This is a genomic window from Halobaculum halobium, assembly GCF_030127145.1.
Taxonomy (GTDB): Archaea; Halobacteriota; Halobacteria; order Halobacteriales; family Haloferacaceae; genus Halobaculum; species Halobaculum halobium.
Genome location: NZ_CP126158.1, coordinates 807,442 through 830,746 on the forward strand (window position 1 = coordinate 807,442; position 23,305 = coordinate 830,746).

General features: G+C 69.2%; 24 protein-coding genes. 15 read left to right on the forward strand and 9 right to left on the reverse strand.

The window, feature by feature from the left end:
- Window positions 1–57 precede the first annotated feature (57 nt).
- The 6 genes from P0Y41_RS04300 to P0Y41_RS04325 all read left to right on the forward strand — a co-directional run bounded on the left by P0Y41_RS04300 (window position 58) and on the right by P0Y41_RS04325 (window position 7,632).
- Window positions 58–1,104 (forward strand): ABC transporter permease, encoded by a 1,047-nt coding sequence (locus P0Y41_RS04300; protein ID WP_284062738.1) that lies wholly within the window; start codon window positions 58–60, stop codon window positions 1,102–1,104.
- A gap of 6 nt (window positions 1,105–1,110) precedes the next feature.
- The gene (locus P0Y41_RS04305; protein ID WP_284062739.1) at window positions 1,111–2,565 is read left to right on the forward strand and encodes an ABC transporter permease; all 1,455 of its coding nucleotides are present in this window, start codon (window positions 1,111–1,113) and stop codon (window positions 2,563–2,565) included.
- The gene (locus P0Y41_RS04310) at window positions 2,565–3,683 is read left to right on the forward strand and encodes an ABC transporter ATP-binding protein (protein WP_284062740.1); all 1,119 of its coding nucleotides are present in this window, start codon (window positions 2,565–2,567) and stop codon (window positions 3,681–3,683) included. Before P0Y41_RS04305 ends, P0Y41_RS04310 begins: the two co-directional genes overlap by 1 nt.
- Window positions 3,684–3,805: 122 nt before the next feature.
- The gene (locus tag P0Y41_RS04315) at window positions 3,806–5,122 is read left to right on the forward strand and encodes an ABC transporter ATP-binding protein (RefSeq protein ID WP_284063344.1); all 1,317 of its coding nucleotides are present in this window, start codon (window positions 3,806–3,808) and stop codon (window positions 5,120–5,122) included.
- Window positions 5,123–6,103: 981 nt separating this feature from the next.
- Window positions 6,104–6,565, forward strand: a complete 462-nt coding sequence (locus P0Y41_RS04320; protein ID WP_284062741.1) for a DUF5805 domain-containing protein — start codon at window positions 6,104–6,106, stop codon at window positions 6,563–6,565.
- Window positions 6,562–7,632: a tyrosine-type recombinase/integrase gene (locus P0Y41_RS04325; RefSeq protein WP_284062742.1), complete on the forward strand. Its 1,071-nt coding sequence runs from the start codon at window positions 6,562–6,564 to the stop codon at window positions 7,630–7,632. Before P0Y41_RS04320 ends, P0Y41_RS04325 begins: the two co-directional genes overlap by 4 nt.
- A 261-nt stretch (window positions 7,633–7,893) precedes the next feature.
- On the opposite strand, the gene P0Y41_RS04330 is transcribed toward P0Y41_RS04325, so the two are convergent.
- Entirely contained in the window at window positions 7,894–8,304 is a 411-nt protein-coding gene (locus tag P0Y41_RS04330) for a DUF2391 domain-containing protein (protein ID WP_284062743.1), read from the reverse strand.
- Window positions 8,305–8,381: 77 nt separating this feature from the next.
- A complete protein-coding gene (locus tag P0Y41_RS04335; RefSeq protein WP_284062744.1) occupies window positions 8,382–9,092 on the reverse strand; it encodes an SOS response-associated peptidase in 711 nt (236 codons plus the stop codon).
- 176 nt (window positions 9,093–9,268) lie between these two features.
- Here P0Y41_RS04335 and P0Y41_RS04340 point away from each other — a divergent pair, with 176 nt between their 5' ends.
- Window positions 9,269–10,048, forward strand: a complete 780-nt coding sequence (locus tag P0Y41_RS04340; RefSeq protein WP_284062745.1) for a ribonuclease H-like domain-containing protein — start codon at window positions 9,269–9,271, stop codon at window positions 10,046–10,048.
- Between the two features lie 45 nt (window positions 10,049–10,093).
- Here the strand turns inward: P0Y41_RS04340 and P0Y41_RS04345 are convergent, their stop codons facing one another.
- Together P0Y41_RS04345 and P0Y41_RS04350 are read right to left on the reverse strand one after the other, a co-directional pair.
- Entirely contained in the window at window positions 10,094–10,288 is a 195-nt protein-coding gene (locus P0Y41_RS04345; protein ID WP_284062746.1) for a DUF5800 family protein, read from the reverse strand.
- Between the two features lie 92 nt (window positions 10,289–10,380).
- On the reverse strand, window positions 10,381–11,391 hold the full coding sequence (locus P0Y41_RS04350) for a calcium/sodium antiporter (protein WP_284062747.1): 1,011 nt from the start codon (window positions 11,389–11,391) through the stop codon (window positions 10,381–10,383).
- A 113-nt stretch (window positions 11,392–11,504) separates the two neighbouring features.
- Between P0Y41_RS04350 and P0Y41_RS04355 the strand changes: the two genes are divergently transcribed.
- Window positions 11,505–12,686, forward strand: coding sequence for a redox-regulated ATPase YchF (locus P0Y41_RS04355; protein ID WP_284062748.1), 1,182 nt, complete (start codon window positions 11,505–11,507; stop codon window positions 12,684–12,686).
- A gap of 12 nt (window positions 12,687–12,698) precedes the next feature.
- Here P0Y41_RS04355 and P0Y41_RS04360 read toward each other — a convergent pair whose 3' ends face one another.
- From P0Y41_RS04360 to P0Y41_RS04370, 3 genes are all read right to left on the reverse strand, one after another.
- A complete protein-coding gene (locus P0Y41_RS04360; protein WP_390215423.1) occupies window positions 12,699–13,871 on the reverse strand; it encodes an aminotransferase class V-fold PLP-dependent enzyme in 1,173 nt (390 codons plus the stop codon).
- 2 nt (window positions 13,872–13,873) lie between these two features.
- The gene (locus P0Y41_RS04365) at window positions 13,874–14,992 is read right to left on the reverse strand and encodes a pyridoxal phosphate-dependent aminotransferase (RefSeq protein WP_284062750.1); all 1,119 of its coding nucleotides are present in this window, start codon (window positions 14,990–14,992) and stop codon (window positions 13,874–13,876) included.
- 146 nt (window positions 14,993–15,138) lie between these two features.
- On the reverse strand, window positions 15,139–15,939 hold the full coding sequence (locus P0Y41_RS04370) for a proteasome assembly chaperone family protein (protein WP_284062751.1): 801 nt from the start codon (window positions 15,937–15,939) through the stop codon (window positions 15,139–15,141).
- A gap of 84 nt (window positions 15,940–16,023) precedes the next feature.
- Between P0Y41_RS04370 and P0Y41_RS04375 the strand changes: the two genes are divergently transcribed.
- A complete protein-coding gene (locus P0Y41_RS04375; protein WP_284062752.1) occupies window positions 16,024–16,965 on the forward strand; it encodes an RsmB/NOP family class I SAM-dependent RNA methyltransferase in 942 nt (313 codons plus the stop codon).
- Entirely contained in the window at window positions 16,962–17,495 is a 534-nt protein-coding gene (locus P0Y41_RS04380) for a DUF7122 family protein (protein WP_284062753.1), read from the forward strand. Before P0Y41_RS04375 ends, P0Y41_RS04380 begins: the two co-directional genes overlap by 4 nt.
- Window positions 17,496–17,502: 7 nt before the next feature.
- Here P0Y41_RS04380 and P0Y41_RS04385 read toward each other — a convergent pair whose 3' ends face one another.
- Window positions 17,503–19,035 carry a DUF790 family protein gene (locus P0Y41_RS04385; protein ID WP_284062754.1) on the reverse strand — a complete coding sequence of 511 codons (1,533 nt, stop codon included), beginning with the start codon at window positions 19,033–19,035 and terminating at the stop codon, window positions 17,503–17,505.
- A gap of 143 nt (window positions 19,036–19,178) precedes the next feature.
- On the opposite strand from P0Y41_RS04385, the gene P0Y41_RS04390 reads away from it, so the two are divergent.
- A complete protein-coding gene (locus P0Y41_RS04390; protein WP_284062755.1) occupies window positions 19,179–19,592 on the forward strand; it encodes a hypothetical protein in 414 nt (137 codons plus the stop codon).
- 55 nt (window positions 19,593–19,647) lie between these two features.
- Here P0Y41_RS04390 and P0Y41_RS04395 read toward each other — a convergent pair whose 3' ends face one another.
- Complete coding sequence (locus tag P0Y41_RS04395) at window positions 19,648–20,997, reverse strand: DEAD/DEAH box helicase family protein (protein ID WP_284062756.1); 1,350 nt, start codon at window positions 20,995–20,997, stop codon at window positions 19,648–19,650.
- Window positions 20,998–21,210: 213 nt separating this feature from the next.
- On the opposite strand from P0Y41_RS04395, the gene P0Y41_RS04400 reads away from it, so the two are divergent.
- From P0Y41_RS04400 to P0Y41_RS04415, 4 genes are all read left to right on the forward strand, one after another.
- Window positions 21,211–21,954 carry a winged helix-turn-helix transcriptional regulator gene (locus P0Y41_RS04400; RefSeq protein ID WP_284062757.1) on the forward strand — a complete coding sequence of 248 codons (744 nt, stop codon included), beginning with the start codon at window positions 21,211–21,213 and terminating at the stop codon, window positions 21,952–21,954.
- Between the two features lie 55 nt (window positions 21,955–22,009).
- Complete coding sequence (locus tag P0Y41_RS04405) at window positions 22,010–22,435, forward strand: DUF7344 domain-containing protein (protein ID WP_284062758.1); 426 nt, start codon at window positions 22,010–22,012, stop codon at window positions 22,433–22,435.
- Window positions 22,435–22,842 carry a HalOD1 output domain-containing protein gene (locus tag P0Y41_RS04410; RefSeq protein ID WP_284062759.1) on the forward strand — a complete coding sequence of 136 codons (408 nt, stop codon included), beginning with the start codon at window positions 22,435–22,437 and terminating at the stop codon, window positions 22,840–22,842. Before P0Y41_RS04405 ends, P0Y41_RS04410 begins: the two co-directional genes overlap by 1 nt.
- A 201-nt stretch (window positions 22,843–23,043) precedes the next feature.
- Window positions 23,044–23,274, forward strand: a complete 231-nt coding sequence (locus tag P0Y41_RS04415; protein ID WP_284062760.1) for a hypothetical protein — start codon at window positions 23,044–23,046, stop codon at window positions 23,272–23,274.
- Window positions 23,275–23,305 lie beyond the last annotated feature (31 nt).

Here is a 23,305-nt window from a genome sequence, read left to right on the forward strand (position 1 = left end):
ACAGTGTTTTTGTAATCCGATCGAACTCACCAACGAGATGCGAACCCCTGGAAATCCATGAACCGGCTCAAATACCTCGCGAAGCGCTTCCTCATGTCCGTCCCGGTGTTGTGGCTCGGGACCAGCATGACGTGGTTCATCATCTATCAAGGACCCGTCGACCCCGCCGCGAACCTGCTGAGTGGCACCGAACGGCTGACCGAGACCAAGTACGAGGCCGCTCGCACTGAGCTCGGGCTCGATCAACCCCCGCTGCAACACTATCTCGACTGGATGTGGAGCCTGTTCACGCTGGACCTCGGCCAGACGTGGCTCATCTACACCGGATCGAACGTCGGTTCGCTCGTGTTGGACTTCCTGCCGCGGACCGTCTGGCTCGGCTTCTGGTCGGTGCTCGTCGCGATCTGTATCGGCGTCCCGTTGGGGTTCTATGCCGGGATCCGCTCGAACACCATCGCCGACTACATCGCCTCCGTCTCGGGGATCGTCTGGCGCGCGATGCCGAACTTCTGGCTTGCCGTGATCCTGCTCGCGGTCCTCGTCGGCTCGGAGTCGCTGCTCGGGTTCGACTGGGACACCTTCGTGGTGAACCTCCCCTCCGGGGTGACCGGCAACCCCGGGCTTTCCTACATGGCCGGCGACCCGCTCGCCTTCTTCACACAGCCGCGAGAGACGCTGGCCGCGATCAAGAAGATCCTGCCTGCGGCGCTCGTGTTGGGCTCGGCGTCGATGGGGAACGAGATGCGTATCGGACGGACGGCGGTTCTGGAGACGAAAAACGAGCAGTACGTCGACTTCGCTCGCGCTCGTGGAATCCCCGGGCGGGCGATCGTCTGGAAGCACGTCTTCCGGAACGCGCTCGTTCCGCTGGTTCCCGTGATCACCACGGAGGCGTTCCTGCTCATCGGCGGCAGCGTCCTCGTCGAGTCGGTGTTCGGGATCAACGGGATGGGGAAGCTGTTCTTCGACGCCGCCATTCAGGGCGACCTGCCGCTCGTGGGGTCGCTCATGTTCGTGTTCATCGTGCTCATGCTCACCATCAACATCGCACAGGACGTCCTCTACACACTGATCGACCCCCGTGTGGGCTACGAGGGAACCTGACTGCCCATGGCGACAGCTACCAGAACCTTCACCGACGGCGAGGCCGCATCGCTTCGAGACCGAATCGCCGCGAACCCCCGGCCGGCGGCGGCCTGGATCGCCGTCGCCGGTGTGTTGTTCGCGCTGGAGGCCGGCGCTCTCGCGCAGTTCCTCTCGGCGCTGCTGGCGGACGCCGTGTCAGTGCTGCCCGGCGTCGCCGTTCCCGGGGCCGTACTCGCGCTCGAACGGGCGGCGGACGCCGTCCCGACGCTGCTCTCCCGCGAGACGATCCCGAACCGGGGGTACTACGACGGCAGCGGCTACGTCGGAACGTTCCTCGGACTGTCACCCGATCTGGCGTGGCTGCTCCGTGTGGCGCTCATCTACGCGTACTCGTTCGTGTCGTTAGCTTGGCTGTGGGTCGGCTACGAGCGGTACCGGACCCACTACCGGATCGCCGACTGGACGCCGCGGGACGACGTTGTCGACCGGTTCCGTGAGCACAAGTGGGGCCTGTTCGGCGTCGCCGTCGTCGTGATGTTCTTCGTACTGGTCCTGTTCGCGCCGGCGCTCAGTCCCACGACGACGGCGGCGAACCTGGCGAACCCGTACCAACACGATGTGACCTACTGGACCGGCGACGGGACCCAGACCGTGACCGTCGGACAGGCGAACCTGGGGTCACAGTCGCAGGGTACCTCACAGGAGAACGTCGGTCCGATGCAGTACGACGACTACGGCCGCATCCATCCGTTCGGGACGCTTCCGAGCGGGAAGGACCTGTTCACGTTCATCGCCCACGGCTCGCGGATCTCGCTGGTGGTCGGGCTCGTCTCCGTCGGCCTCTCGGTGTCGGTCGCGATCGTCCTCGCGCTGTTGACGGCGTACTACCGTGGGAAGGTCGACCTCGGCGCGGTGCTCGTCTCCGACGCGGTGATGGGGATGCCGCAGTTACTGCTGCTCATCATGCTCTCCGTGATTCTCTCGGGGACGTGGATCGGACAGATCTACTCCGGGGCGTTCGTGCTCGCGCTGATCTTCGCGGGGACCGGTTGGCCGGCGATGTGGCGGTCGTTCCGCGGCCCGGCGCTGCAGGTGTCGAATCGGGAGTGGGTCGACGCCGCGAAGTCGTTCGGACAGACTCCCGGGACGATCATGCGAAAACACATGCTCCCGTACATCACCGGTTACGTGCTCGTGTACGGCTCGATGACGCTCGGGGGTGCCATCATCGCCATCGCCGGGCTGTCGTTCCTCGGGCTCGGCGTGAACCCGCCGACCCCCGAATGGGGACGAGCGGTCAACGCGGGCCAAGACTACGTGACGACCGCCTCGTGGCACATCTCGCTCATCCCGGGGATCCTGATCACGCTCGTCGTGACCGGATTCAACGCCCTCGGTGACGGCGTTCGCGACGCGATCGATCCGGAGTCCGACGCGGAAGACCAGGGCAGCGCCAGCGGTCGCGGGGGTGGTGCCTGATGCGACCGAACGGGACCGACGCACCCGCGGGAGAACCCGACGGAGTGCCGACCGGCGCCGCCTGTACTGACGGCGGTCGCGAGGCGCTCCTCGCCGTCGAGGGGCTGACGACCGTCTTCCACACTGACAAGGAGACGATCCGCGCGATCGACGACGTCTCCTTCACCGTCGACAAGGGCGAGACGCTCGGGATCGTCGGGGAATCAGGCTCCGGGAAGTCCGTCACGGCCCGCTCTGTCCTCGGACTGATCGACTCACCCGGCGTGATCGAGTCGGGGTCGATCCGGTTCAGAGGCGAGGAACTGACCGACGACAACTGGGACACACACCGCGGCGACATCTCGATCGTCTTCCAGGACCCGAACAATTCCTTGAACCCGGTGTACACGGTCGGGAACCAGATCCGCGAGACGCTCCGGATCCACCAAAACCTCACCGGCGCGGCCGCCCGCGAGGAAGCCGTCCGACTGCTGGAGTCCGTCGGGATCCCCGACGCCCGCCGGCGGGTCGGCGAGTACCCCCACCAGTTCTCCGGCGGGATGAAACAGCGAGCGGTCATCGCCGTCGCGCTGGCGTGTGACCCGGACCTGCTCGTGTGCGACGAGCCGACGACGGCGCTCGACGTGACCATCCAAGCGCAGATCTTGGAACTGCTCGACGACCTGCAGGACGAGGAGGATCTCGCGATCATGTTTATCACCCACGACATGGGCGTCATCGAGGAGACCGCCGACCGAGTGAACGTTATGTACGCCGGAGAGATCGTCGAATCGGCGCCGGTCGACGAGCTGTTCGACGCTCCACAGCACCCGTACACGCAGGGGCTGCTCGCGTCGATCCCCGGGCGGACCGTCTCGGGCGACCGGCTCCCGACGATCGGCGGCGAAGTGCCCACGCCAACGACGGAGCCGACCGACTGTCGGTTCGCAGACCGATGTCCGCAGGCGTTCGATGCCTGCGAACGCGTCCACCCGGAGCCGATCCGGGTCGGCCCCGACCACACCGCCGCGTGTCTGCTCCACGAGGACGGCTACGACGGGGACCCGGGCACCGGCGATCCGCGACCGGATCGAAGCGCCGGCGGCGACGCCGTCGCCGACGGGGGTGACCACCAGTGAGCCGAAGCGACACCCCGGACCCGGAAGAGTCGGCCGTCGCAGACGAATCGAACGGCGGTCCTGCCGGCGATAGCGTCGCTGGCGACGCGGACGCCGCCGACCCCCTCGTCGAGGTTCGGAACCTGAAGAAGTACTACGACGTCGACGGGTTCCTCGGCGACGACCCGGTGAAGGCCGTCGACGGCGTCTCCTTCGACATTCGACGCGGGGAGACGCTCGGGCTCGTCGGCGAGTCCGGCTGCGGGAAGACGACGCTCGGGCGCACGATCCTCGGACTCGAGGACGCGACCGACGGCGAGGTCACCTCGGACGGGCGGAACGTCGCACGCCTCTCGGGGCGTGAGCTCCGCGAGTGGCAGCGGGACGCGCAGATGGTGTTTCAAGACCCCGAGGCGAGCCTGAACGACCGAATGACGGTCGGCGAGATCGTCCGCGAGCCGCTGGAGGCACACGACTCCGAAACCGCTTCGGCGCGCAGAGAGCGCGTCTTCGAACTGCTCGATCTCGTCGGGCTCAACGAGGAGCACTACTACCGCTACCCGCACCAGTTCTCGGGCGGACAGCGCCAGCGCGTCGGGATCGCCCGCGCGCTCGCGCTCGAACCCGAGTTCATCGTGCTCGACGAGCCGGTATCCGCGCTCGACGTGAGCGTCCAGGCGCGGGTGATCAACCTCCTCGAGGATCTTCAAGAAGAGCTCGGCCTCACGTACCTGTTCATCGCGCACGACCTCTCGGTCGTTCGCCACATCGCCGACCGCGTCGCCGTGATGTACCTCGGCGACATCGTCGAGTTGGGAGGGACCGAATCGGTGTACACCGACCCCGCCCACCCGTACACGCTGTCGCTACTGTCGGCGATCCCGGGCAGTCACACCGGAACCGACCGGGATCGAGTCACGCTTCGCGGAACGCCGCCGTCGCCGCGGGACCCGCCCCAGGGGTGTCGGTTCGCCACGCGCTGCCCCGCGAAGGTCCGCCCGTCGGAGTTCGACGACCTCTCGGGGATCGCCTGGGAGCGTATCGACGCCTTGCATACGGTGTTGCGCGAGCGGGCAAACACCGAGACCAGTCTTACCGACCGCCTGAAACGACAGCTCGGACTCGCCGCCGACGCGAACGACATCGACGAAGTGGTCGCGGATCTGTTCGAGCGTGACGCGTCCGGCGACAGTGACACCGACGCGACTGAAGGCGCCGGTCTCCTCACTAAATCGGCCCGCAAGGCCGTCGAGGACGCGGTCCAGTTCGCTCGGCGGGGAGAAGACGAGGAGGCGACGGCGGTGCTTCGCGAAGCGTTCGGCTCGGTGTGCAACCGCGAGCGGCCGGAGCGACATGCCGTCGGCGACGAGGGCAGAGTGAGCGCGTGCGTCCGGCACACGGACGAGTACGAAGACCCCAGCGACGTCGTCGACCGTCGGTACGGTCGGGACGACGACTGAGCGCGCCCTGTGTTTCGCGTCTTCCGGGTTCGGGTCCGGTCGTGATTCGCTGCCAGTTGGGTATCGCGATATTCAGTGTATGAGTCTGTCGTCAGTCAGAATTCCGTGGATCCATCGGCGACGGAATTGCGGATCCGAGGTCGTCGAACTGCACACAGCGGCGGAGAGTCTTCCACCGAGGCAATTCCCATTCCGGAGGACTGACGACTCGGTGATTCGGTTCCCCGACCGTATCGAACGCGTGAGACGCCGACGCACCATCGGGAGCCAACGACGCTGGACACCGTGCGATTCGATTAGCTGGCGAGAAGGGCCCTCCTGGTTACGGACGGTCCCAACTTCATCAACCAGTTCCGAGTCCTTCGTGTGGGCCGCACAGCGGCCGAGGACTCCACCGGGTGGAGAGTCACAGACCCGGCCTCGGACTACTGCCGCACCACTGGCTACCTCGAGCGAGGGAGTAACTTACACAAGTTGGCTGGTCCGAGAGGGATCAGCCGACCACTGGAGCGACGGCCGACAGGCTCACGCCCGCGACGTGTAGCCCGTCGTCGTGGAGTCGAACGGGTTCTCGCCCCGTGGTCGTAGAGGCGAACGGGCCCTCGCTCTGTCCGAGGGGCGACAGCGGAGGCGCAGATACGAGCGCCCCCGTTCGCGAACCGTTCCTGTGTTGTTCGTTCGGGTACCGATTCACGCGCCGGTTTTGCCCGATGCGAAGGATGACTCCGAACGAGCTGACAACCCGAGAGCGGTCGAGACCCGACCCGAAGTAACGGCGCGGCTCGACGCCGGGGAAATTAAGACTGTATCATGCACCACCCAGAGTCTATCGAGCAGTTTAGCGAAACCGGCCAAAATAAGCGGTATAAGCATTCAAACGCGATTCTAACCTCGCCAGAGGTACCGCTGCAATTCAAAGAATTAGTGTATTAGGACAGGAGAGTGCACCACCTTGATGATGACCGCCTCGGTGGGAAGGGTATGAGCGATGCGGACGCCGACACCGAGCGGGTGGCCGTGACCGCCCGGGTACCGGCCTACCAGAAGGCGGCGTGGGTCGCAGACGCCGAGCGCCTCGACATGTCCCAAGCAGAGTTCCTCCGGACGATGGTGCAGGCCGGTCGCCGCGATCTTGGGATCGCAGCCGAGTTCGGCCCTCCCGAGGGAATCGAGACGGACACAGCGGCGGATCGAACGGAACCGGCAACGAGTTCCGGTGATCTGGAGGGGCGTTCTCCCCCCGCGGACCCTGGGGGTAACGACCTCGAAGACCGCCTCCTCGACGCGCTCGATCGAGAGGGCGTCATGTCGTTCGAGGGACTGGTCGAAGCGGTCGCCGGCGACATCGAAGATCGTGTCGACGAAACGATGGGTGAACTCCAATCGAGCGGTCGGGTCCGCTACAGCGGTCGCGACGGGGGATACGTGCTGGTGGAGCGATGAGCGCTGCCGACGAGGACGTGGACGCCGACACCGCCGACGAGGATCCGATCGGCTACTTCCTCGAGGACATGGAGCTTCACGGAAAAAGCGGCCGGACACGCGCGGAGTACGGCCGTGTGCTCCGCCGGTTCGAGGGGTTCCTCGCAGATCCGACGCGCGGTCCCGGCGGCGCCGCGAGCAGTCCGGCGGCCGCCTCTCATCGCGACTGTATGGCGTTCGTCCACGAATTGCGTCGGGACCCGGACCTGACGGATTCGACGACTGCGACGTACGCGGCGTACCTGCATCGGTTTTTCGCGTACATGACGCAGGTCGGCGCCTTCGACGCGAATCCGATGGCGCTGGTGATGGAGGAACTCGACGAGCGGATCGACACTGATCCGACCCGCCGGGAGATCTCCGTCCCCAGGATGCGAGCGTTCGTCGGGGAGATCACGCACCCGCTGGAGCGCGCGCTCGTCGTCACGCTGTTGAAGACAGGAATGCGCGTCGGCGAGCTGTGTAACCTGGACCTTCGGGATGTGGCCCTCTCGCGGGACCTCGCAGGCTACGACGTCGGCGACCGCGCACAGGTCGACGGCCGCCCGGACTCGCTGTTCGTCGCGAGCGAGCCGTCCGTTGGTGAAGTGCACAACGGTGAGACACGGAGCGCCTCGAACAAGCGCAAGCGCGGGACGGTGCTCCCGGTCGACGACGAGCTCGCCGAAACGCTCGTCCGATGGCTCGCGGTCCGGCCGGATGCCGTCTCGCCCGCCGAGCCGCTGTTCGTCGCCACCGGTAGCGGGTGGGGCGAGCGCCTCACTCCCGAACAGGTCGGCCGCGTCGTCAGGACGCACGCTGCCGACGCCGGGTGGTACGAATCCGGAGCGGGGGCCACGGAGAACGTCACACCCCACTACTTCCGGCACTTCTTCACCACCCATCTCCGGGACCGCACGGGCGACCGCGGCGTCGTGAAGTACCTCCGCGGCGACGTCGCCGACGACATCATCGACACCTACACCCACAACTGGGGCGACAACGTCCGCGAGACGTACGAGCAACACATCTACTCGCTGTTGGAGTAACGGCCGGCTCGACTCGGCCGCACGGTCCCGCTAGCGTCCGAACGTGCGTTCGATTCTGGTGGGTCCACTGAAAAATGTCACTGTATTAGACATTTCAGGAAGAACTCGTGACGATTGGCGTTCCGTGACGATCAGATAAATTGTATAATGCTATATCAAAAGTGTGGCCGTACGCGGGTTGTTCATCTGCCGATCTGAACGGTCACAGGCGGTCTCGCGGGCGTTGTCGGCCTGTTCCGAATGAGGAGCCAGCGCCGCCGTTCACTCGACCGCCGCGTCAGCGGCGGCGGCGACGAGGACGGTGAAGAACGTCGCGACGAGCACCGCCTTTGTCGTCTCGATCGTCGAGTGTGTCCCTTCCACGGGGAGTCCGTACAGCGCAACGAACAGCAGCGAGGTGGCGATGGCGATCGCGATCGTCGAGAGGAATCGCAGCGGAAGCCCCGCAACGGACCGTTCTGCGGCGGGGTCTCGGCGCTCGACGGCAGTGTAGAGGGCAACGTAGGTGAGCGCCAGCGCGAGCGCGACCGCCCCAACGGCCTGCATGAGACTCATCCCGGCGGCGATCACCCAGACGTCTCCGGGGATCAACAGCCCGCCGGCGATGAGCGACGCACCGACGGCCTGCTGTGAGATGTCCGCCAGGTCGAACCGTACGGGTCGCTTACCCACACACGGATCTCAGTGGGCGTCCGCAAGTAGTCACCGGCGCGCCCCGGTGCCGGCGCCGGTGCTGGTGGCGCCGATGGTCACGGAACGGGTCGCTCCTCGATCAGCGACGGGTCGTCGTTCGCGGGCGAGTTCACCCGCGACGACACCGGGTAGTAGCGCATGTCGTCGCCCGGGTACGGCCTCAGTAGATCGGTCTTCTCGAACTCGCCGGCGAGCCAGTCGTCCTCGCGCTCGCGGGGCAGAACCACGGCCATCCGGTGGTGGAGGTCGGCGATCCGGTCGTTCGGCTCGGTCGTGAGCACGGCGAACGCCTCGACGCGGTCGGCCGCCGAGCCGTCGCCGTCGTCGCTGCCGCCGCCCCACTCGCCCAGCCCGGCCTGTCTCCCCGGCGTCGGTGGCTCCCACGTCGCGTGGATCCCGGCCATCGCGAACGCGCGCTCGTCGTCGAACGCGACGCGGAAGGGCCGCTTGTCGCCGCCGCGGTCGCTCCATTCGTAGAAGCCGTCCGCAGGGACGAGACACCGGCGCGACTCGAACGACTCCGCGAACGCGCGCGTCTCGTCGACCGTCTCCGCCCGGGCGTTGATCAGATCGCGCGACTCGTCTGCCCACGGCGGCGTGTAGCCCCACCTCATCCGCCGGACGGACTCAGGGGAGTCGGCGGCGATCACCGGGAGATCCTGCCCCGGAGCGCAGTTGTACCGCGCTTCCCAGTCGTCGGGGACGGCGGCGTCGAATCGCTCCGCGAGTTCGTCGGCAGTGAGGGTGAGCGAGTAGCGTCCGCACATACCGCACCGAAAGGCGTCCCGTCGAATAACCGTACCCCTGTCGGAGTCCGGGCGGTCTCCGCGAAAGCGGTCCATCGCGGAGTGCAACAGAACCCTTTAGCCTCGGTGCGGCTCCAGATCAATCGACACGGCGCCGCGGAACCGACGATCGAGTCGGCCGCGGCGACCACGACACCATGCGCATCAGAAACAGTTTCATCCCGGTCGAAGGGGTCGGCGCGACGACAGAGCGTCGAATGTGGGAGAACGATATCCGCGAGTGGGGGGAGTTCCGGCAGGAGCGCGCACCGGGGGTCGGCGCGACTACCGCCTCCCGCATCGAGTCGTTCGTCGACGAGGCGAGCGAGCGCCTCGACGACCGCGACGCGTCCTACTTCGATCGGGCGTTCCCGTCCGGTGAGCGCTGGCGCCTCTACGAGGACTTCCGCGACGGCGCCTGCTTCTTCGACATCGAGACGACCGGCCTCTCTCACGATCGCGACCGCGTCACGACGGTCTCGTTCCACCGGGACGGCGAGACGACCACGCTCGTGCAGGGGCGCGACCTCTCGGCGGCGTCGCTGCGCGAGCAGTTTCGCGCCGCGGACCTATTGGTGACGTTCAACGGGACGAGCTTCGACGTGCCGTTCCTCGAAACCTCGTTCGGCCTGGAGATCGATACGCCCCACCTCGATCTCATGTATCCGTGTCGGACGCTCGGACTGACCGGCGGCCTGAAACCGATCGAAACGGATCTGGGGATCGCCCGCGACGGCCCGGATATCACCGGTCGCGACGCGGTTCGGCTGTGGCGCGAGTACGAGCGCGGGGACGACCGATCGCTGGAGCGGCTGATCTCGTACAACCGCGACGACACGGTGAACCTGCGGACGCTCGCCGACGAGGTCGCCGGCCGGCTCCACCGGGAGGCGGTCCCCGACGACGACCCGATCGGAACGACGCTGGGCGGACAGTAACCACTGGCCGCCTGGCGGACTCGAACCGGTGTGCGCGGGACTGGATCAGACGATGTCGCCGATCCGGCGCGGCTCGCCCGACAGCGACGGCTGCTCCTCGACGATCTGCAGCACCTCGTGGTCGGTCACGTCCATGTACGACTTGCGGGTCGCGTCCTCGATCAGCTCTTTTTCCAGCCGGAACTCCGTCCCCTGATGGACGACGTCGGCGCCGGTCTTGTCGAACGAAAGCGTTGTCATACGTGGAGATAGTCGACCGGGGTAATTAAGCGGACGGCTCGGGCGGTCGTGCGACAGTTCGCCCGAGATCACGGACGGTGGCCGACGTGTGGTCACCCGACGATACGGAACAGGCTGAGCACCCATCGGAGGCCCTCCGAACACACGAGGAGAACGCCCTCGACCCGGGTGAGCCGCCGGCCGGACCACAGGCCAACGACGACCGCCGTCGTCAGCACGACCAGCCACCCGACGCTCCACAGCGCCTCCGGGGCGACGGTCAGCGGCGTCAACAGGGCCGCCAGTCCGAGCACGCCGAGCACGTTGAACACGCTGGAGCCGACGACGTTGCCGACGGAGACGCCGAGGCTCCCCTGTCGTACGGCCACGACCGACACCGCGAGCTCCGGGGTCGAGGTGCCGGCGGCGACGACCGTCCCCCCGATCACCCACTCGGAGACGCCTGCCGCCCGCGAGAGGCGAACCGCCGATCCGACGAGGATCTCGCCGCCGCCGACGACGACGGCGACGCCGGCGACTACCAGAGGCAGGTCGAACGCCGGCCTCGTCGCCAGCCGTCGGGCGGGCGTGGAGAGGTCGACGCTGTCGTCGGACTGGCGTGGTTCGGCGCCGGTCCCGTCGGTCGCAGTCGGCGCGGCCCCGGCGGTGCCGGTTCGCAGCGAGAAGGCGGTGTACCCGACCAACGACGCGAGGAGCACGCTCCCCTCGGGCACCGACACCGCGAGATCCCACACCGCGACCGCGCCGGCCAGCGTCGCCCCCAGAAGCACGAGCCCGTCGCGTCGGACGAGGCGAGCCTCGACGGCAAACGGGCCGATCACCGCGATGAGCCCGAGGACGACAGCGAGGTTGAATACGTTCGACCCGACCACGTTGCCGACGGCCAGGTCGGCGGCACCGTCGATCGCGGCGCCGACAGTGACCGCGATCTCCGGGCTGGAGGTACCGACCGCGACGACCGTCAGCCCGATCACCAACTCAGAGAGCCCGACGCGGCGCGCGAGCCGGACGGACGACCCGACGAGCAGCCGCGCGCCGACCCACAGTGCCGCGACGCCGACCGCGAGGAGGAGCACGTCGGCCACGGGGACGGGAACGACCATGTGATCGCAGGGTCGACGCCCGGGGCCGTAACTGTCCGGGGCGACCGACCGCGTGCTGGCCCCCGGTCGAACGGACCGAAAGCGCCTTTCGGCGGCGCAGTCGAGTGCTCCCCATGATCTCTATCGCGCTCGCGGGCAAGCCCAACGCGGGCAAGTCCACCTTCTACACGGCAGCGACGATGGCCGAGGTGGACGTGGGAAACTACCCGTTCACCACGATCGACCCGAACCGGGGCGTCACGCACGTCCGAACCGAGTGTCCCTGTCTCGCTCGCGAGGAACGCTGCGGTGACGAGGACTGTCACGACGGGAAACGGTACGTCCCGGTCGAACTGCTCGACGTGGCGGGGCTCGTGCCGGGAGCCCACGAGGGGAAGGGGCTGGGCAACCAGTTCCTCGACGCGCTCACCGACGCCGACGTGATCCTCCAGGTCGTCGACGCCGCGGGCGCGACGAACGCCGAGGGGGAGCCGGTCGAGGTCGGCGAGTACGACCCCGTCGAGGAGGTCGACTTCATCGAGGCCGAGATGGACGCCTGGCTCGCGGGCATCCTCGACCGCAACTGGGAGTCCGTCGAGCGCAAGTCTCGCTCGCCCGACTTCGACCTAGAAGCGGCGCTGACGGACCTGCTGACGGGCTTCGGCGCGACCGAACACGACGTGACGATCGTCTTGCGCGGGCTGGAGTATCCCGACGACCCGATCCAGTGGACCGAGGCCGACCGCGAGGCGCTGGCGGCGGCGATCCGCGCACGCACGAAGCCGATCGTTCTCGTGGCGAACAAGGCCGACATCGCGCCGGCCGAGAACATCGAGCGCCTGCGCGAGACCGACAAGCCGGTGATCCCCGCGACCGCGGACGGCGAACTCGCGCTCCGGCGCGCGGCGGAGGCCGGCGTCGTCGACTACGACCCGGGCGACGACGACTTCGAGATCGTCGGCGACCTCAGCGACCAACAGGCGGACGGACTCGAACAGATCCGCGGGGTGATGGACGAGTTCGACGGCACCGGCGTTCAGCAGGCGCTGAACGAGGCGGTGTACGGCCTGCTCGATCTGATCACCGCCTTCCCCGTCCAGAACGAGACGCACTGGACCGACGCGAAGGGGAACGTCCTCCCGGACGCGTTCCTGCTTCCCCACGGGAGCGGCCCGCGCGATCTCGCGTACGCCGTCCACAGCGACATCGGCGACGGCTACCTCCACGCCGTCGACGCCCGCGCTGACCGCCGGATCGGCGAGGATACCGAGTTGGAGGAGGGCGACGTGATCAAGATCGTTTCGACGGCGTCGTAGTCAGGCGGGCAGCTACTCCGCGGCGTTCAGGGCCTCGGCGAGCCGGTCGACCTCGGCTTCGGTGTTGAACGCGTGGACGGACGCGCGGACCGCCTCCGGGTGGGGGAGGTCGCGGATCACGAGCCCCTCCCCGTGGAGTCGCTCGACGGTCGCTTCCGGGTCGCTCGCGTCGAAGACGACGAGCCCCGAGTCCGGGTCGGCCGGCGACAGCAGTCGCTCGTCGTCGAGTCGGTCTGTCAGCCGACCGGCCAGCCGGTGGATGCGGTTCTCGACCGCGTCGAGTCCGACCGACTCCATCGTCTCGACGGCCTCGCGGAGACCGACGTGCGGCGCGAGCGACGCGGTTCCGCGTTCGAAGCGCGCGCCGCCCGGCTTCAGATCGTACTCGTCGGCGGCGGGCGACTCGACGCTCCGGTAGCTGATCTGCGCGGGATGGAGGTCGGCCTCGGCCGAGGGGTCGACGTACAGCAGTCCGGCGCCCCACGGGCCGAGACACCACTTGTGGCCCGAGCAGGCGACAGCGTCGGCGCCCCACTCCGGAACCGATAGCGGGCGCTGCCCGGGCGACTGCACCGCATCGACGACCGTGAACGCGCCCGCGTCGGCGGCGATCTCGCACAGCTCACGGACGGGGAGCCGAGTGCCGTAGTTCCACGAGAGCGACGAGAAGCAGGCCAGATCCGCGCCGGCGACGGCGTCGGCGAACTCGTCGGTGTCGATGCGTCCGTCGTCGGTCTCGACGACGCGCACCTCGACGCCGTGGCGGCGCGCGAGGCGGTCGAACGGCAGCGTGCCGGCCGGGTGTTCGATGTCGGTGCGGACGACCGTGTCGCCGGGCTCCCAGTCGAGGGCGGCCGCGACGGCGCTGATGCCGTCAGCGGTGCTCTCTGCGAGCCCGACCGCGTCGGCGGGCGCGTCGAGGAACGCGGCGAGTCGCTCGCGGAGGCGCTCGTACTCCGCGAAGGCGACCTCGTAGGGGTCCGACTCGGCGAGCACGTCGACTTTGTGGTACCGCTCCCAGGCGGCCGACGCGTCGAGCACCCGCCCCGGCGACGGGCCGGTCGCGCCCGTGTTGAAGTAGGCGACGCGGTCGCACGCGGGGATCGCCCCGCGAAGCGCCTCGGGGGAGTCGGGGCGGGCGCCGTGGTCCGCCGCCAGATCGGGGTCGAACTCGGTCCCGGCCATCGTCATCGCACCGCCTCCGCGGTCTCGGCCATGATCGAAAGTGCGGCCTCGAGGTCGTCCTCGCCCGTGGCGTACGAGATACGCGCGTGTCCGGCGCCGTGCTCGCCGAACGCCTCGCCGGGGACGACGACGACGCCGCGCTCGATGCACTCGTCGACGAACCCCTCGGGCACGCGCGGCATCGCGTAGAACGCGCCCTGCGGAGTCGGACAGTCGAGCCCGGCGTCTGCGAGGCCCTCGACGACGAGGTCGCGCCGGCGCTCGTACGCCGCGTGCATCTCGTCGACGACGCCCTGCGGTCCCGAGAGGGCGGCCTCGGCGGCGTACTGCGCCGGGGCGGACGCACACGCTTGGACGTACTGGTGGACGCGCAGCATGCGCTCGATGCGGTCGCTCGCGCCGGTGACCCACCCGAGGCGCCACCCCGTCATCGAGTACGCCTTCGAGGCCGCGTTGACGACGACGACGTTGTCGCGCTCGAACTCGATCGGCGAGCGGTGCTCGCCGTCGAAGACGAAGTGCTCGTACACCTCGTCGGAGACGCACAACACGTCGTGTTCGCGGGCGATGCGGGCGAACTCCTTCACGTCAGCTTCCGAGGAGACCGTCCCCGTGGGGTTGCCGGGCGAGTTGACGACGAACGCGGCGGTGTCGTCGGTGATCCGGTCTTCGATCGCCGCCGGATCGATCGTCAGGTCATCTCGCAGCGGGACGGGCACGGGCTCGCCGCCGGCGAGTTTCGCGAGCGCGTCGTAGGCGACGAAGCCCGGATCCGGAATGAGGACCTCCTGCCCGGCGTCGACGTGCGCCTCCATCGCGAGGTGCAGCGCCTCGCTGCCGCCCGCCGTCGCGATCACGTCCCCGGGGTCGACTTCGATCCCCTGGTCGCGCGCGTGTTTGTCGGCGATCGCCTCGCGTAGTTCTGCGGTGCCCTTGTTGCCCGTGTAGGCGTCCGTGTCGCCGGCCTCGATGGCGTCGATTGCGGCGCGCTTGGCGTGGTCAGGCGTCGGAAAGTCCGGCTGGCCGAGCCCGAGGTTGATGGCATCGGCGCCGGCCGCCTCGAACACCTCGCGGATGCCGCTGATGGAGATTCGCTCCACGCGGTCGGAGAAGGTCGTCATAAAAGTACGCGCGGCTGCGGCGGTGTTAGTCGTTTCCCCGTTCGGCGAGCGGGTCGACCACATCCGTGGGCCGACCGGAGAGGGGGCGGCGACCCGTCGCCGATCGCCGGCGCGCGCGGCGGTATCAGACCGGCGGCGCCGCTCCGCTACTGGTACATCCGCAGCGGCTGCGCCTGCGTGACGTTCTCGTCCTGCTGGCGGAGCTGCGCGGCCAACTGCGCTTTCGCCTGCTGGATCCGCTCGGCCTGGTCGTCGAGCGTTTCGACGTCGACGTCGACGCCCGAGATCGGCTCGACAGCCTCCTCCAGCACGACCCGCGCCGCGGCGGGATCCGGGAACTGCGGGTCGGACTCGGCGACGAGGCCGACCGCCGGCAGTTCGGTTTCGAGCGCGTGCGTCAACAGCGCGCCCGTCGGCCCCGACACGATGCCCGCTGAGTCGGGCTCTGCAACGCCGATCTCGTCCAGCAGATCGGCGCCGGCGCCGACGCCGATCCCGCACAGCGAGGGGTGTTCCGCCGCGTCGCCGTCGCCATCGCTATCGCCCTCGCCCTCGCCCTCGCCCTCGCCCCCGCCCCCGCCCCCGCCGTTTCGGCGCATTCCCGCGATGTACAGCGGCATGACCCCCTCCTCGCGGAACCACCCGTCGATGCAGTCGGCGAACTCCTCGGCGGCGCTCGGAGAGACCGGCACGTCAGACTGGAGCACGAGCAGGTCGTCCTCCGGGGCGGCGTACAGCCGCACGGGCGTGGTGACCGCGCGGTCGTCCGCCCCGTAGGCGGCCGCGGGCGGCAGGCCGTCGCAGTGGACGGTCGCGTACAGCTCCGCGTCGAGCGTCCCGACGAGGTGGTCCGCGACGATCTTCCCGACCAGCCCCACGCCGGGGAACCCCTCCACGAGCACCGGCTCGTCGAACGCGCGCTCGGAGACCACGTCGATGTGTCCCATGCGGGTATTCGACCGCTCTCGGGCATAAACCTAGGTCGCGGCGGCGTCCGAAAGGGACAACCGCCGCGGCGCGAATCCCCGGACATGAACGATGACGGCGGCGTGCTCGACCGATACGCCTCGCTGGCCGACGACGAGGCGGCGTTCCGGGCGGCCTGCGACCGACCGCTCCCGTCGGTCGTGCGCGTCAACACGCTCGCGGCCGACGCCGACCGCGTCGCCCGCGCATTCGACGAGGAGGGGACCGGCTACGAGCGCGTCGACTGGCACGACGGCCTGTTCCGGATGGCCGACCGCTCGCCGGGGACGACGTGGCCCTACGCTCACGGCTGGGTCCACGGGCAAGAGGAGGTGTCGTGTCTCCCGGCGCTCGCGCTCGACCCGGAGCCCGGGACGCGCGTGTGGGACACCTGCGCGGCGCCGGGGAGCAAGACCACGCAACTCGCGGCGCTGATGGGGGACACCGGGACCCTCGTCGGCAACGACACTAGTCTGGGCCGGCTGTCGGCGCTGCGGCACAACGCCGAGCGGCTCGGCGTGACGAACCTCGTCGTCGACCAGCAGGACGCCCGCAACTACTCGCTGAACGGCCTCGGCTTCGACGAGTTCGACGCGACGCTGGTCGATGCACCCTGTTCCTGCGAGGGGACGATCCGGAAGAACCCCGACGCGTTCGACACCTGGACGCTGGATCACGTCCACGAAGTCGCCGGCATCCAGAAGGGGATCCTCCGCCGGGCGGTGCAGGCGACCCGCCCCGGCGGCACCGTCGTCTACTCCACGTGTACCTTCGCGCCCGAGGAGAACGAGGCCGTGCTGGATCACGTGCTCGGCGAGGAGGACTGTGCGATCGTCGAGTGGGACTGCCCGCTGGAGTCGGTCCCCGGAGTCAGCGAGTGGAACGACGAGGAGTACGACCCGAGCGTCGCGAAGGCGACGCGGGTCTACCCGCACCACAACGACACGGGCGGGTTCTTCCTGGCGAAGCTCCGAGTGGGCGGGGCGGACGAGGGGGTGGCCACATGAGCGACGGCGAGGGCGCCCCCGGCAACGACGGGAGTCAGTTCGACCGCCTGCCCGCAACCGGCCGGGAGCGCGTGGTCGAGGGGCGCGCGACCCGCGAGGAGGTGCTCGACTGGTGGGACGAGCGCTTCGACGTCGGCCCGGAGACGTTCGCGAACCACACCTTCTGGGAGAAGGGCAAGGGGAAGATCTGGGTCTTCGCGGACGAGCTGCCCAGCCCGCAAGGGCGCGAGGGCGTCGGGATGACGGTCCTGCGTACGCGGCAGGAACACTGGAAGCCGACGACGACCGCGGTCAGGAAGTGGGGTCACCTCGCGAGCAAGAACGTGATCGATCTGTCGCCCGGACAGGCGACCGCGTTCGCCGCGGGCCACGACCAAGATCTCCCCGAGTGGGACGGCGACTGGGGCTATCTGATCGCGACCCACGAACTCGCGGGCGAGCAGGTGCCCATCGGCGTGGGGCTGTACGTGTACGACGAACTCCGGTCGGTCGTTCCGAAGGGATATCAAGAGGAGTTACCGGAGCTGTAGACGCCGGTCACTCCGCGTCGCCCTCCTTCTCGCGAACCGTTCCCCCGCCCAGTCCCTCCCACTCGACGCGGTAGCCGAGCGCCGACAGCGCCGCGCTCGCGTCGGTGAGGCCGGCGTCCTCGAGCGCTGCCTCCGCCTCAGCGAGGGAGATCCCGGCTTCGATCTCGTCGCCGACGCGATCCAGTACCGCAGGTCGTACGAGCGTCCCCCCGAGCCGGCGGTGCTCCGGGAACGCCACGTCCCCCAGCGCGTCGACCGGAACGGCGCGCTCGGCGGCCACGTCCTCGACCGCGACCACGTCGCCGTCGGGGACCAACTCGGCGGGCAGGTCCGCGGTCACCTCCCCGGCGAGATCCGCCTCGTACTCGCGGAGCACGTCGACCACGTCCTTCACGCGGACGGTCCCCGAGTAGGTGACGACGCGGTGGTCGCGGGCGGCGATCTCCTCGCCGACGCCGAGGCTCTCGTCGACGGCGACGACGAGTTCCACGTCCTCCACGTCGGCCAGTTGCACGAGCTTCTTCTCGACGTACTCGGGCGTCCAGAAGCCCATCACCTCGAAGAACACGCGGAAGTCGGCGTGGCGGTACTCGAACGCGAAGTCGGGGATCATCACGCTCGTCCCGACGCGCAGCGGCTCGGGCTCGCGCGTGAGGTCCCAGTCGAGGTCGAGCGCGCGAAAGCGGGCGGCGAAGTCGGCCTCGACCCCGGAGTCGAACGCGGGTTCGGCCAGCGGTTCGACGCCCGGAACCGACACGTCGCCGGCGTCGAGTTCGAGCAGGTACTCGCGTCCGCGGTCGTCGATGTCGGCTTCCAGCTCCCAGTCGCTCGCGGTCGCGGCGACAGTCCGCAGCAGGCGGGCGAACGCCGTGCCGTAGCGTCGCGTCCGGCGGAACAGCGCGTCGGGGCCGGTGATCACCACCTCGCGGTCGGTCGGGCCGTTGTCCTCCCGAATTCGGATCTCGTACAGGAGGCCGAGGCGCTTGGCCGCCGAGACGAGCGCCTTCGGGTCGGTCGACCGGACCCGAACTTCCGTCGCGTCGAACAGCGCCGTCTGCGCCAGCGAGAGGTCGTACTGAACGAGCAGGTCGTCGGGGTCCCACCGCGGGTCGAACGCGGCGAGCACCTGATTCGCGTCGCGGTCGGCGTACAGCGACGCCTCGATCTCGTCGGGGGCGACGCCGAGGCGGTCGGCCGCGCGGTCGAGGGCCGCGGTTCGGTCATCGTCGCCGGCGACCCCGACCAACTCCGCGGCCTCGAAGGCGACCCTGCGAGCCCGGCGGGGCGGGAGCGGCGCGTGGGTCTCGAACTCGGCCGCTCGGTCGAGCAGCGCGGCGAGTCCGCGGACGAGTTTGTAGTCGTCGGCTTCGCGTTCGAGCGCCGAGAGCGCCTCGTCGAGGTCGGCCCGTCGCTCGCCCGCGTGGCCCTGGTAGACGCCGAACACGCGCGCGGCGAGCCTGCGGGCGTCCGGGTCGCCGGCGACGAACTGCGGCCGGTAGCCGCCGCGGCGGCTGACGCGCAGGAGATCCTTCGTGATCACGGGTCGTCGCCGAGTGTACCGGCGCGGGCGATAAAGCGGCGGCGGTGCGTGCCACCGGGCGGGGGTCAGGCCATCCGAACCGGCGGGAAACCGCCGCGCCGCGATGGACAAGGCTCATACGGGATCCCCGGAATCGGGGAGACGTGAACCGCAGGCGTCTGCTCGCGACGGGCGCACGCCTCGCCGCCGTCAGCGGCGTCGCCGCGCTCGCCGGCTGCACCGACGCCGCCGACCCCGCTGGGCCGATGACGCCGCCGCGCTCGCCGGAGGGGACGGGGTCCGACGACGAGGGGCTCGTCGTCACCGACTTCACCGACGTCGAGGGCGACGACGGCGCGCTGCTCGTTCGCGTCACCGTCGAGAACCGCGGCGGCGAGGAGCGCACGGGCACGGTCGTCGCGACCGTGAGCGCCACCGCAGACGACCAGGAACGCGAGGAGACCGTCTCCCAAGCGGTGACTGTCGGTCCCGGCGAAGCCACCGAGGCGACGCTCGAAACCTCGCTGTCGTTCGACTCGTTCAGTCAGAGCGGGTCGATCCGCGTCGAGATTGTCTGAGTCGACCCGAGCGGCGCGTCGTCTCCGGTGACTCCTCCGACGGCCCACCGCCCGGTTAGCGTCGCCGACGTGCGACCCGCTCCTCGGCCGTCTCGCTCGTCACGAGTTCGTACAGCGTCGCCGTCTTCGCGCCGTCGGCGCCGGGGCGGAGGATCCGACCGAGCCGCTGAGTGAACTCCCGCTCGGAGCCGCTGCCGGAGAGGATGACGCCGACGCTCGCCTCCGGCACGTCGACGCCCTCGTCGAGCACGTTCGCGGCGACGACCCGGGAGTAGGTCCCGTCGCGGAACCGAGAGAGGACCTCGCGACGCTCGTCCGTCCCGGTCTCGGCCGTGATCGCGGGGATCAGGAACCGCTCGGAGATGCGGTACACGAGCGCGGTGTGGGCGGTGAAGACGATGACGCGCTCGCCCCGGTGGCGGTCGAGGATCCGCGCCAACTGTGTCAGCTTCGCGTCCGCGTTCATCATCACCTCGCGGGCGCGCTGCTTGGCGAGCAGCGCCTCGCGCGCTCTCGGGTCCGTCCCCGACCGCTTCACCAACTCTTGGTAGTCGGAGCCCGAGCGGAACGTGATCCCCGCGTCGCGGACGTACTCGAGGAAGGTCCCCTGTGCCGCCTCGTAGCGCTCTCGCTCCTCGCTGGTCAGTTCCACCTCGATCCGGCGGACCTCGTAGTCGGCGAGGTGTTCCCCGGCGAGGTCGTCCGGATCGAGGTCGTACACGACCGGCCCGACGAGTTCGGCGACCGCCTCGTGAGCGCCGTCGGGGCGTTCGAACGTCGCGGTCAGGCCGAGCCGAGCCGGCGCGGCGAACAGCCGCGCGATGTCCCGATACCCCTCGCCGCCGAGGTGGTGGACCTCGTCGAACACGACCAGGCCGAAGCGATCGCCCAGTTCGTCGGCGCGGAGGTACGCCGAGTCGTACGTGGCGACCGTGAGCGGTTCGACGGTCTGTTCGCCGCCGCCGAGGCGTCCGACGGAGCCGTCGAACGTCGCGGAGAGTTCGCGGTGCCACTGCTCCAGCAAGTCGACGGTGGGAACGACGACGAGCGTCGGCGACTCGACCGTCGCGATCGCCGCCAGCGCAATAACGGTCTTCCCGCTCCCGGTCGGGAGTTCGAGGACGCCCCTGCGGTCGTTGCCTTCCCAGGCGTCGAGCGCCTCGCGCTGGTAGTCGCGGAGCGCGTAGTGCGACGACAGCCGCGGAACTTCCGGGAGGGCCAAGACACGGTCGGTCACGTCGTGGCCGCGTTCGCGAAGCGTCTCGCGAACCTCGCGGTAGCGGTGGGCGGGCGCGCGGCGGGTGCCCGAGCGGGCGTCGGTGGCGACGCCCGGTAGTGGCTCGTCGGCGGGCGCGCCCGCGACCGCGACGGTACCGTCCTCGTAGGTCAGCGTTACCGACGCCACGCGCGAAGGTGGACGGTCGCGGTGATAAGTCCGCCGTCACCGCGAGCCGCGTTCGCCGGCGGCGCGGGATGCTCTCCCCGCCGTCGGCGACGATCGGACGGTATCCGACAACAACTCGACAGCAGTTCCGCACGTCCGTTTTTCACCGACGACCGGATACCGGGGGGACGGGGCCGGTCGCCGGACGCGCCCGGTGGCACCCCGACTCGACCCATGACCGGACTATCGCGATCGTCTGCGACGTTCGTGTTGGTGCTCGTCGCCGTCGGCGTCGTCACCGCGAGCGTCGGACCCGTGGCCCATGCGCGGGCCACGGCGGCCGACGCCGTCGTTGCCGACGGTGCGATCGTGCCGACCGAGGCGGTAGACGGCTTCGAGACCGTCCCCGTCGGAGCCAACGCAGGCGACGTGAGAACCGTCGCGACGACGGCCGAACGGCCGGTCGCGGACGCCCCGCCGGTGCTCGTTCCGGTTGTCGCAGCGAGCCGCCTGGGCGACCCTGACTCCGACACCCTCGATCACGAGACGCGGCGCGGTATCCACGAGACGGTCACCGCGACGCCGGGGATTCACCTCGCCGGCGTCGCGGACGCCGTCGGCGAGCCGATCTCGACGGTTCGCTACCACAGCCGCGTCCTCGAGCGAGCGGACGTGATAGAGACGGAGAAGATTCGGGGCAAGAAGTGCGTGTTTCCCGCCCTCGACGGGGATCGCGATCGGACGCTCCAGGCCGCACTCGCGACCGATCCCAGTCGGAGCGTCCTGCGTTCGGTGCGGGACCACGAGCCGACGACGGTGAGCGAGTTGGCGGAGCACCTCGATCGCGCACGAAGCACCGTCTGTCACCACCTCGGTCGGCTGTCAGACGACGGGTTCGTCACGCGCGACCGAGACGGCGAACGGGTCGCGACGACCCTGACGGAGACGGTCCGGGACGCGCTCCGGGACCGTCGCTGACCCTTTCGACGGGTCCGTCAGAACCACTTTTTCCAGGGACGGCGTCTCCACATGCGTGACAGAGACAACACGTGCTCCGGCGAACGAGGGCGAAAACATCCTCGCGTTGGTAAATCATCGGCGGAGGCGAGCGGTACTCCGATACCTCTGGGGGCGAAGCGACCCCGTCGAGGTCGAACGACTGGCGACCGCGGTCGCGTCGATGGAGGCGGTCGACACGGCCGAGGAACCGGACGCGGACCGGTCGGGTTCGGGGGCGGTCGACTCGGCCGGCGGCCGGCCGAGCGTCGAACGCGTGTCGATCAGGCTCGTCCACGTCCACCTCCCGAAGCTGGCGGAGACGGGAGTGGTGGAGTACGATCACGACGCCAGCACGGTCGAGTTCAACGGCGTTTCGTCGTGCGAGGTCGACTCGCTCAGGCGTATCGAGCGGATCGCGGGCGAACTCGCCGGGGCGGCAGACTCGACCCGAGCCAGTTGATGACCAACTCAGAAAAAGACGGGAGGTGCCCAACGCAGGACTCCGGAGACACCGGGTCCGCCGGGAACGGGGACGACGCCGAGGACTCCCGGGGCGTCGGGACGGCCGAACAGCTCGAGGGAGTCCACGCGGACGACGTGTTACTTCGGTATCTCCCCGGGGACGACAGCTACGCCGCCGGGTTCGACCCCGCGGCGGTGCCCCCGAGCTATCTCGTCCCGGTCGCCGTCGCGGCACTGCGGGGAGTGGCGGTGGACGCGCTCCCGCCGCTGCACTACTCGCTCGATCCGACCGCGCTCGACCGCCTGTGCCACAACGACGACGCGTCGGTGACGTTCGTCTACGCTGACTACCAGATCGCGGTCGAAAGCGCCGGCGAACTCCGAGTTCGAACGCAGACCGCGTGACCCGACAGTCGAGAGAACTCCTCTCTCAGGACTGCGACGACGACTCCGAGGAGGGCCCCGACGAACGAGCCGTCGGCCGCGGCCGTCTCGCGCTCCGTGGGCGACAGGGAATCGCCCGGCCCGACGAAAACGGGTTGGTACGCCCGCCGTACCCGAGGCCGTCGCCGTAAGCCACAGGCGTCCGGGCGCAGTACGGGGCGTGTGACCGACGGAACCGACGACACGGGACAGGAGCCGAGTACAGACGCCGACGAACCGACGCCCGCAGAGGCTGCGAGCGCGTTCATCGCGTCCGCTGACGACGTGTACGACGACTACGACCGCGGCTACGTGGACGCCGACGCGGCGCTGGCCGTACTGTCGAGCCGGATCGACGACCTCCGAGACGCCGTCGACTCCGCGGCGGCGGCCGAAAACGGCGACGAACCGTAACTCGACGCGGACGGGGATCGACGACGCCGTC